Below are 16,694 nucleotides of genomic sequence, written 5' to 3'. Positions count from 1 at the left end.
TTTCACAAATGCTAGAGGGCAATCAGTGGAGCTGAAAAATTCAGCTCCTTTTATTTTACAATCCATTGACGGGTTGGGTGATGTGGACGCTGATATTCAAATGCAGAAGGCTCCGTTTCAAGATGGAAGCACATATATTGATTCAGTTTTGCAAGAGCGAGCCATTTCAATAGAAATCGCCATTCTTACAAGGGATACCACGACATTGCTGCAACAGCGTCAATACCTCGCTTCTGTATTCAACCCGAAACTTGGTCCTGGAAAGCTTCGTTACGAAGATAATGGAATTGTTCGTGAAATCGAAGCTATTCCGGATAACGTTCCAGCTTTTCCAAGCGGAAAAGAAAATCGCTTGCCAAAACTTCAAAAAGCGCTGGTGAATCTTCTTTGCCCTGAACCGTTTTGGCTCGATGAATTTAGTACGAGTGAAAAAATGTCGTATATCCTGGGAGGGTTGTCTTTTCCGTTGCGACTCGGAACCAAGTTTGCTCAACGTGGGTTTAAAAAGATTCTGCACAACAAAGGAGATGTTTCAACGCCTGTCACGATTGAGTTCTATGGTCCTGCAACCAATCCGGTTGTATGGAACCGAACAACAGGGGAGTTTGTGCGTGTAAGCCGTTCTCTAGGGGAACAGGATAAACTTGTTATTTCTACGGAATTTGGAAACAAAAGTGTTGTCATTGAAAACGCTGATGGCACGACAACAAACGTGTTTAACTGGATTGACTTGGAGAGCACATTTTGGCAACTCGTTCCTGGCGAGAACCTTATCGAATACCTTATCGAATACGGTTCGGACAGTGATGCCACAAAATCACGAGTCATCGTTTCGTATAGAAATAGATATTTAAGCGTATAGGGGTGATACAATGCCTGAAAAAAGCTGTTTTTTCGATTCGACAGCTGAAGATCCGCGTGAATACACAGCGGATGAATTTGCGGAGTATTTCAGACGAGTGTTGACAGACGGTATTTTCAATGGTGGTACAAACTTGCAAGTCACAGCCGATGGCACAAATATGAATGTCAACATTGCTGATGGTTATGCTTGGATTCAAGGGTACATGTATAAAGTTTATGGCGGTCATACGCTCACACTTGATACAGCCGATCCGACGTACGACTGTATTGACCGCGTTGTGCTACGTCTTGATAAAAGCTTAGAAAAACGTTCTATTGAAGCGGTTGTATTGAAGGGAACACCAAGCGCAACACCGACACCGCCTGCACTCACGAGAAACGACAACGTATACGAACTCTCGCTTGCACAAGTGAGAGTCATCGCAGGGAAATCGTTCATCGAAGGTTTCCAAGTGACTGATGAACGACTCGATACAAACGTGTGCGGTCTTGTGAATTCACTTATTCAAGCTGACACAACGGAGATATTCAACCAATTCCAAGCATGGTACAACTCAAAAACTGCCGAGTTCCAACGAGAATGGGAAGATTGGTTTGCGAATGTTCAAAATAGTGGTTTTGAAACTCCTTCTGGAGCTCAACAAAAAGCGAATCAAGCAGAAGCAAACGCAAAAGCATATACGGATAGCGCGCCTGAACCTATGCAACGTAATTTAAGCATTTTTAACGTATACAAAAGCGGAAAAGATAGCAACGGCATTTTTACCATTGTTGAATACAAACGAGCCGATGGGACGCTGTTTGCTCGTTCTGAACTCAGTAGTGGCACAAGTCCGCAATATACAACGCGGACAATTACTTATTATGACACCGACGGTACAACAGTGTTGAAAACAGATACATTCATACTTACTTATGACGCAGACGGTGAGTTAATCAGTGAGGTGAAGCAATAATGCCGTTGATTGATATTAGGGCGCATGGCGGGGGATTTGGGGGCGGTAAATATCGAAAAAATTCTTATATTAGATATACGAATTTAGATGGGGTGGTATCCCCAATTGTTTCTACTATTGTTACTCTCTCATCTATCACTTCTGCTGCATGGATAAAAGCGAATGATGGGTATTTATATGGTATAGATATGACAAACCGACGTGTAATAAAAGTTGATCCAAATACAGGAACAGTTGTATCAATGACAAATTTCAACAGATCAATATATCAAGTTATGTGTTTAGCAGATAAAAGCGGTTGGGCGATAATTAATAGTACAGGTTATAGAATGTTTGTTTTAAATTTAGACGGAACGATACGATGGGAACAAACAGAAAGTATCGGAGGAACTATAATTTCCACATTAAGCCAAAAACAAAACGGAGATATTATTTATACAAAAGATAACCAATTGAGGATTTATGATGCTAATACCGGAGCGGAGAAAAAGCGGTTTGCTTTTCCTGTATCGGTTGATTTAAATAATACATTTTGGGGAATAACGCCGGATGAAAATTGGTTTATGGCAGGAAATAATGCACAGGCAGGAAGATTTTATTTATTTAATCTTAATGATGGATTAACATGGAAGTTGATTTACCTTAACCCGAATATAGGGCAAGCAAGCACGTTTTTCGGTAACGGTGTTAAAAATGTCAGAGTTGGCAATATTCAATATTTTTCCTATGGTTGGGATGCTAACTATTTAGTAGCTTACGACCTTACTCAAATACAAAACGCTGCGCATAACTCTACTGTCAATGCTTTATATAAATTTTATTGTGGTGGACAATATGTAAATGGTTCTGAGTATATTCCAAAAGAAAATGCTATTGTAACAAACGTCAGTGGTGCATTAACCGCAGTAAAACCTGACTTATCTGGAACGTTATTTACACTGGGGGATTTTGGGGGTTCGGTTCGATTCACCGAAGGTCAAAATTATTGTTTAAATGGATATAACATTGTTGTACCGATGATTGGTTTTCTAAAAAGGTCAAATATCTATTTTAAAATAAAAGGATAAGGGGTGTTTAACATGTTAAAGTTCATTTATAAAGAAGTTAATCCACAAAAATATGAAGTCGGAGCAATATTTTTTGAGTTTGACGAAAATGAGCCGTTAAAAGAAAACGAAATGATAACTAACAAAACGGAACAAGATTTACCCGTTTCAGAATACAGAGTCGGAAAAATGTCGAAGATGTATTACAATCCAACTAACGATGAGTTTTTTATTGAATACGTTGACAGACCACTAACGCCGGAAGAAAAACTGCAACTAATGGAACAGGAAAACCAAGAACTAAAAAATCGAATTGAATTAATGCAACAAGCATTAGACGATTTACTATTGGGAGGAATGTGATATGGCTGCTTACCTTGCACAACGAATTATTGATGGAGCGTACACATATGATTACGTAATCCAGCGTCGTCCTGATCTAAAAGAAGGGATTGACGTTTATTTAATTTCTAAGGATCGCGGAGATTTGATTACCAAGTAGTATATTTAAGGAGATTAGAAAAAGTGTTAAATTTTTAAAATATTATCCGATACTAATAATATAGAAGGGAGATGTTTAAAATTAAATTAGACGTATTGAAAATTGATTCGGGGATAATGACTGATGTTATACAAATATCTGTAGGAATAGCTATAATCTCAATCATTTATAGATTCGTTAAAGAACCTGAAGAATTTATCTTTGATGAAACCATATTGAATGCATTCAAATTTGTTTTTTATGGATTTTTAGCAACTTATATTTATTTAGTGTTAAAAAATAACAATTTCCCAAAGGTTGATGTTATAACTTTTTTAACATTTCTATTAGCATGTTTTGAAGCAACTCATAATTTCATAATATCTATAGGAAAGTGGATTGCTGTTTTTTTAAAATTACTATTCAGAGGGGAATTATGATGATTAACTTTTAAAATTCATGCAGATTTTGTTGTTTTTATGTTGCATTAATTTAATTTTAGGATAAATAAAGGGCTATATTTTCTTAATTGTGACAACTTGTTGTAGACGTTGTCCTTTTATTATGCGAAGTAGGATGATACTGCGACAAAATAGATATGCCATTTCAAAGTGTCTAGCTGCTCAAAGCAGGGATTGATACTTTGAAAGATGACATAATATTTTCAAAAAATATGGGAGTTGTTGATGATGGAGAACGAGTATAGGATAACTTTTAGACTTGATTCGATCATCAATTTTGATGAACCTTTTTCTATCGAGGATATTAATTTTTTTTATTCAGATAACGTACTATATGCTCAAACAACAGTGCAATCTGAGAACATGATGGCTGCGCAACATTTAGCATGGGGAAAAGTAATAAATGTTTGTTCAGGCATGGCTTATATTTTTCAGTATCCGCTTAATTTTTATATTGATAAAGTTGAAGAATTAGCACCAGACGGCACTATCAATTTTTCAATGTCTTCAATTGAAGCGAGTCTATACGTACGTAAAAGGATATCCCGATCTAATATCGACGATATAATGAAAATTACAAAACTTATGGAACAAAACGAAAATGTGAAAAAAGTTATGCTTCTAGCCAATCGTCCGGATTTTAAAACGTGGAGAGTATTGTCTAATATCTATGAAATAATTATTAAAGGTGATCAAAAAGGTAAACTTAACGGTTGGATTTCACAACATGAGCTTGACTTATTCAAACATACATCTAACCATCCGGAGGCAAGCGGTCTGGAGGCTAGACATGGTTACTTGAAGAGCCAACCTCCAGAGAATCCAATGAAACTGGATGAAGCAATTACTTTAATTAATAAATTAATTGATAAGTGGCTAAATTATTTATGGGAAAAGTACAACGAAAAGGGTTAAGGCGAATTAGAATTCGCCTTAACCCTTTTTTGGAGGTGACCCATGAAACCAATCCGGATTTTAGCGCCTCAACTTGATTTATTGTCTGAAATTTACAACTATGAATCGTTGCTATTCACAAGGCGATGGCACGAAGTCGGGGAATTTGAGCTGCGTATTAACCGGCACAAAAGACATACGGAGCTCCTGCAACGCGGCAATCTCATCATGCTCGGTGCAAGCAGGAACAAGGTTGGTATCATTCGGCATCGTGAAATCGAACTTGATGAGAACGGCAAGAAAACAGAAAACTGGCTGATAAAAGGCATTGCTCTGAAAGGAGTCACGGCGCAACGGCTTGTTGTTCCCCCTGCCAACGACAGTCACGACCGAACAAATGGTCCGGCTGAAACGGTCATGAAGCATTACGTGAACAATCACATCGTCAATCCGGTTGATGTGAAACGGAAAATTGACATGATTGTTCTTGCTTCTGATCAGCAGCGTGGCTCGACAATCAGTTGGGAATCGCGTTTCAAAAAACTTGATGAAGAACTGACCGAAATATCTAAAGTTAGCGGGCTTGGATGGGATGTTATTCTCGACTTTCAGCAGAAAAAATGGATATTCGATGTATTTGAAGGGCGGAATCTCACGGTCAATCAGACAGAGAATCCGCCTGTTATTTTTAGTCCGCAATTCGAGAGTCTGAAACAATTGAGTTTTGTTGAATCTGACTATAACTACAAGAACTATGGCTATATCGCAGGACAAGGGGAAGGAGAAGAAAGACGTGTAGTTGAAGTCGGAGAAGCCGAAGGACTTTTTCGAATTAAAACCTTCATTGATGCTAGAGATATAGCGGAGGAAGACGAAAATCAGCAAGCACTCCCAGAATCAGAGATCATCGCAAAGTTGCAACAGAGAGGACAACAAAAGTTAGCGGGGTTCGCCCAGGAATTCTTTCTTGAAGGTCAGATTCTTACCAACTCACCATTCGAGTACGAAAAAGACTATGACCTGGGCGATATAGTGACCATTCAAAATCGAGAGTGGGGCGTAACACGTGATGCTCGTATAACCGAGATAAAAGAAATTTATGAGCCTGGCGGCTTTCAAATCGAGGCGACATTCGGTGAAAGCCGGCCAACGTTGGTGAAAAAATTGAAACAAGAATTGGCTCAAATTAGTGGGGAAGTACGGAAATGAAAGGTGTGATTCGATGGAACAACGTGTCGCAAAACTGGAATCTGATGTGACAATGCTCCGTGATGACATGATCGACGTCAAAACCCGTCTAGCGGTCGCGGAAGCAAATATCAAAGATATGCGCGATGACATTCGAGCAATCAAGGACGATACAAAATGGCTACGACGAACAATCACGAACGCAATTATTGTGTCAGTGGTTGGGGGAATCGTAGCCATTGTTTTTGCAGCATTGAAAGGAGGTGTATAAGATGGATAAAGCAAGTACTATTCGTTTTGTTTTTCTTATCGTTGCTGTTATCAACGCTGTGTTAAATATGCTTGGTTATCAAACAATCCCTGATGATTTGGTCAATGATGTTGTTGCTGTTGTTTCTGGAATTTATGCGCTGTACATGGGCTGGAAAAATAACTATTTGAGCAAAAAGGGACGCAAACAAAAAGAAGTGTTGGAGAAACACGGATTATCTTGATAGGAGGGGATTCACAGTGACAAAAATTGTTCTTGATGCTGGACATGGTGGAACAGATAGTGGGGCTGTAGGGAATGGTTTGCGTGAAAAAGATTTGACATTGAATATCGTCAAAAAAATTGGTGACATGCTCAAAGACTACGAGGGTGTAGAGATCATCTACACACGGACGGATGATCGTTTCATTGAGCTTTCGGAGCGTGCGGCCATCGCAAACAGGGCGGGCGCTGATTTCTTCCTATCCGTTCACATCAACGCTGGCGGCGGAACAGGATTTGAATCATACATCTACAACGGAAACGTCAGTTCAGCAACAATCGCATATCAAAATGTGATTCACGCCGAGATCGTGAAAGCGATCAATGTGACTGACCGTGGCAAAAAACGCGCCAACTATGCGGTGTTGCGTGAAACGAAGATGCCAGCGATTCTCATAGAAAACCTGTTCATCGACAACGCCAACGACGCTGCCAAACTGAAATCAGAGCAGTTCCTGCAACAAATCGCATATGGCCACGTGCAAGGTATTGTCAAAGCCTTCGGCTTAAAGAAAAAAGTAAACTCAACACCATCACAGCCACAACAAAAAGTGTCTGACGGAAAATTATATCGCGTGCAAGTCGGGGCATTCAGCGACAGAAAAAACGCAGAACGGCTTGCGGAGGAATTGAAGAAAAAAGGATATCCAGCAATCATAGTATAATCCCTGCCAAGTGGCAGGGTTTTTTATTTTGTATAAAAATCGTACATTTGTTCCTATTTTTATATCCTGCAATCGGGAAAATTTTAAAATATGTTGAATTTTTTTGGTTAAAATTATAAAAATTTGCATAATGAAGTCGATAAATAATATGGGAGTTTATTCCATTTTATTTCTTAAAAAAGAAGGAGGAGTAAAAGATGAAAAAATTTATACTGGCATTCTTTACTTTATGTTTGAGCTTGGTAGTTGTTAATACTACTGAAGCAGCAACTCCAATTGAAGAAAACTCTTCTATTTTTATTGAAAATCTCAAAAAAGAACATCCTGATTGGGTAATAAATCCTGTAACCCAAGAAGAAGTCTCTGAAATTCGTAAAGAGATGGCTACAACAAATTCAATAACAGGATCTGCGCCACCGGTTACAGCATTATATATTGATCAAGTAGGATGGGATCTTGAAACTACAACGCCACAAATCCAATATATTAATAATGAATTAACCTCTGCACCTGTTAGAGGAATCACTGGAGTTGGAGTTGTAGAAATAGGGTATGGGCATTATTTCCAATGGTTAGGTGCAGAACAAATAACTTATAACGATCCAACTTATCTTATAGAAACATCAACTATTGATTTTGAAGGTGATACTATTGTAGATGGTTTTTACCATGTTGTATATTTTGATTCTGATGTGAAAATCCCTAGTGGTTCTTCTGTTGAATATCGTTGTCAATCTACTTCAATGAATTATCCTTGGAATACTATGAATGCTTTTATTAACATTCCACATCAATAAAATAGAAAAGGAGTGAGAATAATGTTGAGTGGATTAAACCAAGAACAGATTGCAAATTTTAATTCTAATCGTCAACTTTGGATGCTTCGATCTCTTTATGGATATAAAGGACATGTATTAGAGGAAAAAAATAATATTGTTACTTTAGATGGTAAAGATTTTAGAAATATGATGGAAAATGCAACTGAACCCATTAATCCAGATAATGTGATACACATGTCAGCAGAAGAAGAACGTCGACTTCGCAGTAACGGAAACAGTGAACTTCTTATTCAAGCATTAAAAAGAGCTGGTGAATTAGGAATACTAGATCCAAATGGGCATCAAAAATCACCTGTTGTACAACGAATTAATCGAAACATAAATCAAAGTTTAGGATATAAAGCTTACGGATTATAATCAAGAAAAACTGGAAAAGGCGTTCATTTAGTAATGCATGAACGCCTTCTTTTTTTATTGGTTTTTTCAATAATCAGGGGTTGTATCTTACCTATCGAGGAGGTGATACCATGTTCAAAATCGTCGGCTGACTGCGCTGTCCCATTTGTTCAGAGGTGGTTCGACCAGACGAGAAGGTCTTCCTTGACATTATCAACACCATCATCCATCAGAAGTGCTACTATCAATCCCCACGTAGACTCCCGATCAAAGACAAAGGCCCATTCCAGAAAATGCTCCTGAAATATCCATTCTTCAACGAGGATGAGGAAGATGATTCCATATGAAAAGCCCTTCTCATCGAGAGGGGCTTGTTTATTTTATTGCATAGTTTTTTGCAAAATGAATAAAAAATCATGTGACAGCTTACGTAAACCAAAGACAAAAATGTTCCACGTTAGTAAAAAGTATTAAATGGAAATTTAATGTCAAAAATGGAGGTGGTATTGTTTCAAAAGTAACACTTGTTGTAAAAAAGGGGTTGTTAATTGATGAAGTATACGAAAGTAATGAGGTATCAAATTATCAAACCCTTAAACGCAGAATGGGATGAATTGGGAATGGTTCTCCGTGACATCCAGAAAGAAACTCGCGCGGCATTAAACAAGACGATTCAATTGTGTTGGGAATATCAAGGATTTAGTGCGGATTATAAGCAGATACACGGTCAGTATCCTAAACCAAAAGATGTTTTAAGATACACAAGTATGCACGGATACGCTTATAAACATTTAAAGAATGAATTTAGCAAAATCGCAAGTGCAAACCTTGCGCAAACTATCAAACGAGCGGTAGATAAATGGAATAGTGACTTAAAAGAAATTCTGCGTGGTGACCGCTCCATCCCTAACTTCAGAAAAGATTGTCCAATTGATATCGTTAAGCAATCGACGAAAATACAAAAATGTAATGATGGATACGTATTAAGCCTCGGTTTAATTAATAGAGAGTATAAAAATGAATTGGGACGGAAAAACGGAGTATTTGATGTACTTATAAAAGCAAACGATAAAACCCAGCAAACCATATTAGAACGAATTATAAATGGCGATTATACATATACGGCATCTCAAATAATCAATCATAAAAATAAGTGGTTTATTAACCTCACCTATCAATTTGAAGCTAAAGAAGCAGCCTTGGATCCCAATAATGTCATGGGAGTTGATCTAGGAATTGTCTATCCTGTTTATATAGCATTTAATAATAGTCTTCACCGTTATCATATTAAAGGGGGGGAAATAGAACGATTCAGACGGCAAGTAGAAAAAAGGAAGAGGGAATTGTTAAATCAAGGCAAATATTGTGGAGACGGGCGTAAAGGGCATGGTTATGCTACAAGAACAAAATCAATTGAATTAATTAGCGATAAAATCGCGAGATTTCGTGACACTTGCAATCATAAATATTCCAGGTTTATTGTAGATATGGCGCTTAAACATAAGTGTGGGATAATTCAAATGGAAGATTTGACTGGAATTAGCAAGGAAAGTACATTTTTGAAAAATTGGACATATTACGATCTTCAGCAGAAAATCGAATATAAGGCACGAGAAGCAGGAATACAAGTTATAAAAATTGAACCCCAATATACATCTCAACGTTGTAGTAAATGTGGCTATATTGATAAAGAGAATCGGCAAGAACAAGCTACATTTAAGTGCATCGAATGCGGTTTTAAGACAAATGCTGACTATAATGCAGCAAGGAATATCGCAATACCGAACATTGACAAGATAATAAGGAAAACGTTAAAAATGCAATAAAAAATCCCTTGGGGCGATTCAGCGTCCTTAAGTCGAGAAGTGCCGTAATAAGCATCTAAAAATGCCCAACGGTAACACTCGATAAGGTAGTCCTGCTAGGCAGGCTGAAACCCTAGCCACAAAATCCGGCTAGGCATCATACAGAAAATTGTTGTCGAACTATAATCGTGCAAAAATCCCAAGGGATCGACGACATTTAAAATGTTGATAGCTAAGGGATTTACGGTTATTTCTAAAAAAGAAAATCTCTTGAGAGAGATAAGTGAAATGTTGCTTTATCAATATCTTTTGGGGTTTCTGAAGAAACTATGTATGATGTGAAGCTAACCACATGAAAAAAGGAAACCATGAGGCATACGTTTCTGAAGAAACTATGTATGATGTGAAGGATTAAATTTAATCTAAATTAAAAAGGGGTTTTATTCGTGTTTCTGAAGAAACTATGTATGATGTGAAGCACACTATCCGGTGTATAACATTGATTCTGGAACGGTTTCTGAAGAAACTATGTATGATGTGAAGGCATACGAAACGCAGTATGACGCAGCAATTTTGCAGGTTTCTGAAGAAACTATGTATGATGTGAAGTACGTGTCGCGGCCGCAAAAAATCCAAGAATATCACGTTTCTGAAGAAACTATGTGTGATGTGAAGTTTGTTCGATGGAAAGTACGAAGATGGGAAAGTAGTTTCAAAAAACCCTTCTCGTATGAGAAGGGGGATTGAGGGATATTGTATGCCGACAATCTTGCCGACATTCTGCCGACCAAATTTTTTGTTCATGTAATTTTTTTATGGTTCATAATGACTTTAGAATGTTGTAAAATCGACCATTTTGAAATGAACTAATTCCCGATTTCACCTACTCCCCCACCTTGACAGGGTGAATGTCGCTGGTTCGAGTCCAGTCGGAATTATCATACGAAACCCGAACGTGAAATGAAGAGTTCGGGTTTTTTATTTTGGTTCAGTATGGAAGCAGCAGCTATTATATGTTTTTGGTTCAATGAGAGGGGATTGTCAACTTTTCAAGCATTTTTTGATAATTGTTCTCCTCTTTGAGCTAGCGGTGCTTTGGGGTTCAGAGATACGATTTTGGGTGAACGCACAGTGAATAATTTTGCTTTTTTCGCATTGTTAAAGGTTAATGATAGTTGAATTTTTTTTATCATAAAAAATCTCCCGGTAAGAGAAAAGGAATTTCTATACTGATGTCAGCGGTGGCTGCTGTATTGTCCGTTTCATTGACTGTTGTTAATGGTTGAGTGTCCGAAGGATTTGTATCTCATTGGTTGTGTTTGTTCCTTAAACGTTGGAAGTAGTACTCGATTGAATTGAGCTGTCTCCGCTGGCATAGTGTTAATGGTTCCTAGGGAAAACGCCACTATATGGCGTGATAAATGATTTTGTTCTTTTTTATGCATATTCTCTCCAATTGGTTGCATTGAGCTTCGCTAGTATGTAATCGAGGAACAGTTACTCATTTTTGTCTGAAAACAAAAAACTTTTTCTGAAAAATGAGAGAGGAATAGAGAAAGAAGGAGAGAAATGAATTTGAAGGACTATAAAAAGCGGGAGGGATATTGTATGTCACAGATTCGATTATTGACAGAACAGGATTATGAACAAAGTCTTCGTCTATCACAGTATGCATTTCAATACGAACTAACGGAAGAACAAAAAGAGATAAGAAAGCAGCGAATGGATGAAGAAGACATATGGGGAGATTTCGAAAATGGACAGCTGACTGCCAAGCTTCATGTGCTGCCTTTGCATGTTGTCATTCATAAACAATCGTTTTTAATGGGGGGGATTGCGGGAGTGGCAACATGGCCGGAGTATCGAAGAGAAGGAAAAGTAGCTGAGCTGTTGAAGGTCGCATTAGAAGAAATGCGGAAGAAACAGCAAACGATTTCATTTCTTCATCCGTTTCAAATTTCATTTTATCGCCGCTTCGGTTGGGAGCTTTTTGCGTTATACAAAAAATTAACAATAGAACAAAAAGATTTGCGATTTTTGCCGATGGCTCATGGGCGCATGGAGCGAGTAGAAAAAGAAGCGCTGTTTCAGACGATTCATCCAATCTATGAGGAGTTTTCGCATCGTTATAACGGAATGTTGCAGCGGACGATGAGATGGTGGGAGCAGAAAATATTGACAAAAGATACGCATGCGGTCGTTTATGTCAATCAAAACAATGAACGTAGAGGCTATATGTTGTATCAAATGAAAAACCGTCATATGGACGTGCAAGAGATGGTAGCGCTTGATTCGGAAGCAAAAAGAGCGCTATGGAATTTTATTTGCCAGCATGATTCGATGGCAGATAAAGTCACTATCATAACAGCGGCGGACGATCCGCTTCCGTATTTACTGCATAATCCGCGCATTACGCAAGAAATTGTTCCTTATTTTATGGCAAGGATTGTTGATATGGAGAAGCTTTTACAACAATATCCATTCAAAAGGATACAAGAGCCGCTGTTTTTCTATATTTACGATGAATATGCACCATGGAATACGGGATTTTACCAGCTTAGCAATGAAGGAGTAAAAGTATTTCGCAAAGAGCAAGGGAAAGAGGCATGTGTGCATCCGCCGAAACGTGGTCTTCAACTCGATATTAACACGGCAGCCGCGCTGTTGTTAGGATATGAGCGTCCGCTCGCGTTTTACGAAATGGGGAAATTAGGAGGAAGGAAAGAAGACGTAGAGAAACTCGAAGCGATCCTTCCATACCGGACGTCGTTTTTTATGGACTTTTTTTGATAAGAAAAGCCTCACTCTTCTCGGAGAATGAGGCTTTCCCCATTTAATTTGTTAGTTCCTTAATTCCTGTATTCGCTTTCACGAGAATTTCATCAAATTTCTTGCTGTCGGCGTTTTTCGAAGATAGCAATGTGCCGACAATCGCCGCGATAAATCCTAGTGGAATCGATACGATTCCTGGATTGGCCAATTTAAAGATAGGATCACCGACGAGAATCGCCGCTCCTGGTTGTGGGGACCAAACGTTTGGACTAAGGGCGACGAGCAATAATGAACTGAATAATCCAACAAGCATTCCGGTTACGGCTCCCGTTGTATTAAAGCGGCGCCAGAAAATGGTCAACAGGATGATTGGCAAGTTGGCGCTAGCAGCGACAGCAAACGCTAACGAAACAAGGAAAGCAACGTTCATTTTTTGCGCAAATAGCGCTAAAAGGATCGAGAGTACAGCGACACCGACAGAAGCCCAGCGTGCCGCTACCATTTGTTCTTTTTCTGTCGCTTCGCCGCGGCGAATAATATGGCTGTAGAAATCGTGAGCAAACGCTGATGCAGCGGATAATACAAGGCCGGCCACAACTGCTAAAATCGTTGCAAATGCCACAGCAGATACAAAGGCAAACAAGAAATCGCCACCGAGCGCTTCCGCTAATAACGGAGCCGCCATATTTCCTGCTGGGTTTGCTGCGACAATTTTATCATAACCGACAAATGCAGCAGCACCAAATCCCAAGAAAATCGTCATGACATAAAATAATCCAATAATCCATGTCGCATGGACAACGGACTTTCGAGCTGTTGGCGCGTCTTTTACGGTGAAAAAGCGAATTAAAATATGGGGAAGCCCTGCTGTTCCTAAGATGAGAGCTAAGTTCAATGAAATGGTATCAAGTGGGTCCTTAAACTTGTTGCCTGGGTTAAGAAATGATTCTCCAAGTGGGGTAGCTGTTTTGACTTCGCTGAACATTTTGATGAAGCTGAAATCGAATTTAGCCAAGACCATAATGGAAATGATGAACGTGCCTATCATGAGCAACACAGCTTTAATGATTTGCACCCAGCTTGTCGCGGTCATACCGCCGAATACGACATAAATGGTCATGAGCGTACCGACAATCAAAACGGAGTAAATATAATCAAGCCCCAATAATAGCTTAATCAGTCCGCCCGCCCCGACGAGTTGGGCGATCATGTAAAAAATAGAAATTGCAATCGTGTTCAGCGCTGCTACTCCGCGAACTTTTTTATCATCGAAGCGAGCAGCAATCATATCAGCCATAGTATATTTTCCAAGATTGCGCAAAGGTTCCGCAACAATATATAGAACGACTAAATAGGCAACGAGAAATCCAATACTGTAGAAAAAGCCGTCAAATCCAGCGAGAGCAATCATTCCGGCAATACCTAAAAATGAAGCTGCTGACATATAATCACCGGCGATGGCGAGGCCGTTTTGCCATCCGGTTAAGCTGCTGTCAGCTGTGTAAAATTCGCTTGTCGTTTTTGTCCGTTTGGAAGCGAAGTAAGTAATGACAAGAGTTAACGCTACGATGATTAAAAATAAGAAAAAGGCTAAACCGTGCATTATCCCTTGCCTCCTTCCTTTATTTCCCGTTTAATTTGTTCAACCATTTCATCGAAATGGGCGGCACGTCTTGAATACAGAACACACAGTGTCCATGTCATAATAAATTGTGCAAAGGCGAAAATCCAAGCCCAGCTAATTGAACCAATTGCTGGGTTGTTTAATGCTTTCGAATAGGATGTTAAGATCGGCAAGGCAAAGTAAAAGGCTAAAAAGAATAAGGATAATGGCAAAATAAACTGTTTCTTTGTGCGCATTAAACGTTGAAACGATGGCGATTGGACGATCTGGCTGTAATCGATAGAAGAGTGCTGTTGTAGTGAAGAATGTTCCTGTATGGCCATAAAAAATCCTCCTTGTTTGTTTTGAATCGGAAGAAAACAAACGATCCTCCTTTCATCATGTTCATAAATTTGTCACAATTTCATTATATATTTATCAGAAAAATTTGTAAATTAAAACTTAAATAAAAATATAACCGCTTTCAAAATAGTGGTAGCTTATTTGTAAAACAAAAAGAGAATATTAAGAAGTAGTAAAGTCCAGCAGCAGAAAGTGGTTGAATTTTGTTATTTTTTGCGTTAAAGTATAAAATCGCGAAAGTATTTTTTGCTTTTTTTCTTATTTTCTAACTTTACAAAAATTATTGAATGATGTAGAATTTCTATGTACAATCCAACAAATTTCAACAATTTTCAACAAATTCTAACGAGAAACGACAAGGGGAGACAACGTATGAATTTATTCAGAAAAAAATCCATTGATGTGCTGCTCAAAGAAGCGGGGGGGAAAGGAGCATCGTTAAAAAAAGAATTAGGTGCATTTGATTTAACGATGCTTGGAATTGGGGCCATTATCGGTACAGGTATTTTCGTACTAACAGGAGTTGCAGCTTCGGAACATGCTGGTCCAGCTCTCGTTCTTTCTTTCATTCTTTCCGGTCTCGCTTGCGTGTTCGCGGCTCTATGTTATGCTGAGTTTGCGTCAACAGTACCTGTATCAGGAAGCGCTTACACATACAGCTATGCAGCATTTGGAGAGTTAATTGCTTGGATTCTCGGATGGGATTTAATCCTTGAATATGGGATTGCTTCGTCTGCCGTCGCAGCAGGGTGGTCCGGTTATTTCCAAGGTCTGCTTGCTGGCTTCGGTATCGAACTTCCAAAGGCATTGACAAACGCTTACGATCCAGCAAAAGGAACATTTATCGATGTTCCGGCAATTTTCATTGTTTTGCTTATTACGTTCTTATTAACGCGTGGCGTTAAAAAGTCTGCACGCTTTAATGCGATTATGGTAATTATTAAAGTAGCGGTTGTATTTCTCTTTTTAGCTGTAGGGGTATGGTATGTAAAACCAGATAACTGGACTCCATTTATGCCATATGGTTTCTCAGGGGTAGCAGCTGGTGCAGCAACAGTATTTTTTGCTTACATTGGCTTTGATGCTGTTTCCACAGCGGCGGAGGAAGTTCGTAACCCGCAACGGAACATGCCAATCGGCATTATCGCTTCCTTAGTTGTTTGTACGTTGCTATATATTGCTGTTTCGCTCGTATTAACAGGAATTGTTCCTTATAATCAACTCGGTGTGAAAAACCCAGTTGCTTTTGCGTTAAACTATATTCATCAAGATTGGGTCGCTGGTTTTATCTCATTAGGAGCGATTGCTGGTATTACCACAGTATTGCTTGTGATGATGTATGGACAAACTCGCTTGTTCTATGCGATTAGCCGCGATGGCTTATTACCAAAGTTATTTTCAAAGGTAAATCCTGTGCGACAAGTTCCGTATGTGAATACATGGGTAACAGGCGTATTAGTCGCTTTCTTTGCTGGAGTTGTTCCTTTAAGTAAATTGGCTGAATTAACGAATATCGGAACACTATTCGCGTTTATTACTGTTTCGATCGGTGTGCTCATTTTACGGAAAACACAACCAGACTTAAAACGTGCATTTAAAGTACCAATGGTTCCACTCATTCCGTTATTAGCAGTTGCTTTTTGTGGCTATTTAGTTTTACAGCTGCCAGTGATGACATGGATTGGCTTTGTCTCATGGCTGCTCGTTGGACTTGTTATTTACTTTATCTATGGTCGCAAGCATAGCACATTAAACAATGAACAAAGTTTAAACGAAAAGGTAAGCTAAACGTGACAAAATATGCTGTAACAAATTTCTACACGAAGACCTTTGCACCATTGCAAAGGTCTTTTTTCTTATATTGGAAATCAAAAGATGTAACAAATTTC

19 protein-coding genes and 1 CRISPR repeat array are annotated in these 16,694 nt (G+C 38.8%); of the genes, 16 read left to right on the top strand and 3 right to left on the bottom strand.

Annotated features, from left to right (window positions below; translation table 11 throughout):
• The first annotated feature begins 25 nt into the window (after window positions 1-25).
• From HNR31_RS05290 to HNR31_RS18570, 14 genes are all read left to right on the top strand, one after another.
• Window positions 26-862 carry a phage tail family protein gene (locus tag HNR31_RS05290; protein ID WP_309505613.1) on the top strand — a complete coding sequence of 279 codons (837 nt, stop codon included), beginning with the start codon at window positions 26-28 and terminating at the stop codon, window positions 860-862.
• 10 nt (window positions 863-872) lie between these two features.
• Complete coding sequence (locus HNR31_RS18575; RefSeq protein WP_181555216.1) at window positions 873-1,820, top strand: hypothetical protein; 948 nt, start codon at window positions 873-875, stop codon at window positions 1,818-1,820.
• Window positions 1,820-2,887: an SMP-30/gluconolactonase/LRE family protein gene (locus HNR31_RS05280; RefSeq protein ID WP_181555215.1), complete on the top strand. Its 1,068-nt coding sequence runs from the start codon at window positions 1,820-1,822 to the stop codon at window positions 2,885-2,887. Before HNR31_RS18575 ends, HNR31_RS05280 begins: the two co-directional genes overlap by 1 nt.
• Window positions 2,888-2,899: 12 nt before the next feature.
• Window positions 2,900-3,229 (top strand): hypothetical protein, encoded by a 330-nt coding sequence (locus tag HNR31_RS05275; RefSeq protein ID WP_181555214.1) that lies wholly within the window; start codon window positions 2,900-2,902, stop codon window positions 3,227-3,229.
• Between the two features lies 1 nt (window position 3,230).
• Window positions 3,231-3,368 (top strand): hypothetical protein, encoded by a 138-nt coding sequence (locus HNR31_RS05270; RefSeq protein WP_181555213.1) that lies wholly within the window; start codon window positions 3,231-3,233, stop codon window positions 3,366-3,368.
• A gap of 71 nt (window positions 3,369-3,439) precedes the next feature.
• Entirely contained in the window at window positions 3,440-3,787 is a 348-nt protein-coding gene (locus HNR31_RS05265) for a hypothetical protein (RefSeq protein WP_181555212.1), read from the top strand.
• Window positions 3,788-4,036: 249 nt separating this feature from the next.
• Window positions 4,037-4,723, top strand: a complete 687-nt coding sequence (locus HNR31_RS05260; RefSeq protein WP_181555211.1) for a hypothetical protein — start codon at window positions 4,037-4,039, stop codon at window positions 4,721-4,723.
• 42 nt (window positions 4,724-4,765) lie between these two features.
• Window positions 4,766-5,911: a siphovirus ReqiPepy6 Gp37-like family protein gene (locus HNR31_RS05255; protein WP_181555210.1), complete on the top strand. Its 1,146-nt coding sequence runs from the start codon at window positions 4,766-4,768 to the stop codon at window positions 5,909-5,911.
• 13 nt (window positions 5,912-5,924) lie between these two features.
• Complete coding sequence (locus HNR31_RS05250) at window positions 5,925-6,161, top strand: hemolysin XhlA family protein (RefSeq protein WP_181555209.1); 237 nt, start codon at window positions 5,925-5,927, stop codon at window positions 6,159-6,161.
• Window position 6,162: 1 nt separating this feature from the next.
• A complete protein-coding gene (locus HNR31_RS05245; RefSeq protein ID WP_220129406.1) occupies window positions 6,163-6,384 on the top strand; it encodes a phage holin in 222 nt (73 codons plus the stop codon).
• 16 nt (window positions 6,385-6,400) lie between these two features.
• The gene (locus tag HNR31_RS05240) at window positions 6,401-7,087 is read left to right on the top strand and encodes an N-acetylmuramoyl-L-alanine amidase (protein ID WP_181555207.1); all 687 of its coding nucleotides are present in this window, start codon (window positions 6,401-6,403) and stop codon (window positions 7,085-7,087) included.
• 197 nt (window positions 7,088-7,284) lie between these two features.
• Entirely contained in the window at window positions 7,285-7,884 is a 600-nt protein-coding gene (locus tag HNR31_RS05235; protein WP_181555206.1) for a DUF4879 domain-containing protein, read from the top strand.
• Between the two features lie 21 nt (window positions 7,885-7,905).
• The gene (locus HNR31_RS05230) at window positions 7,906-8,283 is read left to right on the top strand and encodes a hypothetical protein (protein WP_080862640.1); all 378 of its coding nucleotides are present in this window, start codon (window positions 7,906-7,908) and stop codon (window positions 8,281-8,283) included.
• Window positions 8,284-8,813: 530 nt separating this feature from the next.
• Entirely contained in the window at window positions 8,814-10,088 is a 1,275-nt protein-coding gene (locus HNR31_RS18570) for an RNA-guided endonuclease InsQ/TnpB family protein (protein ID WP_258561013.1), read from the top strand.
• Window positions 10,089-10,381: 293 nt separating this feature from the next.
• Window positions 10,382-10,742: a CRISPR direct-repeat array (repeat unit 30 nt; unit sequence GTTTCTGAAGAAACTATGTATGATGTGAAG).
• A 374-nt stretch (window positions 10,743-11,116) separates the two neighbouring features.
• Here the strand turns inward: HNR31_RS18570 and HNR31_RS05220 are convergent.
• Entirely contained in the window at window positions 11,117-11,260 is a 144-nt protein-coding gene (locus HNR31_RS05220; RefSeq protein ID WP_181555205.1) for a hypothetical protein, read from the bottom strand.
• Window positions 11,261-11,675: 415 nt separating this feature from the next.
• On the opposite strand from HNR31_RS05220, the gene HNR31_RS05215 reads away from it, so the two are divergent.
• Window positions 11,676-12,857, top strand: a complete 1,182-nt coding sequence (locus tag HNR31_RS05215) for a GNAT family N-acetyltransferase (RefSeq protein ID WP_181555204.1) — start codon at window positions 11,676-11,678, stop codon at window positions 12,855-12,857.
• Between the two features lie 43 nt (window positions 12,858-12,900).
• Here HNR31_RS05215 and HNR31_RS05210 read toward each other — a convergent pair whose 3' ends face one another.
• Together HNR31_RS05210 and HNR31_RS05205 are read right to left on the bottom strand one after the other, a co-directional pair.
• Window positions 12,901-14,442, bottom strand: coding sequence for a solute symporter family protein (locus tag HNR31_RS05210; RefSeq protein ID WP_181555203.1), 1,542 nt, complete (start codon window positions 14,440-14,442; stop codon window positions 12,901-12,903).
• A complete protein-coding gene (locus tag HNR31_RS05205) occupies window positions 14,442-14,786 on the bottom strand; it encodes a DUF485 domain-containing protein (protein ID WP_181555202.1) in 345 nt (114 codons plus the stop codon). The genes HNR31_RS05210 and HNR31_RS05205 overlap by 1 nt, the downstream gene beginning before the upstream one ends.
• 391 nt (window positions 14,787-15,177) lie before the next feature.
• Between HNR31_RS05205 and HNR31_RS05200 the strand changes: the two genes are divergently transcribed.
• Window positions 15,178-16,593, top strand: coding sequence for an amino acid permease (locus HNR31_RS05200; RefSeq protein ID WP_181555201.1), 1,416 nt, complete (start codon window positions 15,178-15,180; stop codon window positions 16,591-16,593).
• Window positions 16,594-16,694: the final 101 nt, after the last annotated feature.

Origin of the sequence: Thermaerobacillus caldiproteolyticus (assembly GCF_013761245.1) — a bacterium.
GTDB classification, from domain to species: Bacteria; Bacillota; Bacilli; order Bacillales; family Anoxybacillaceae; genus Thermaerobacillus; species Thermaerobacillus caldiproteolyticus.
This window is presented reverse-complemented; position numbering and strand designations above follow the sequence as displayed.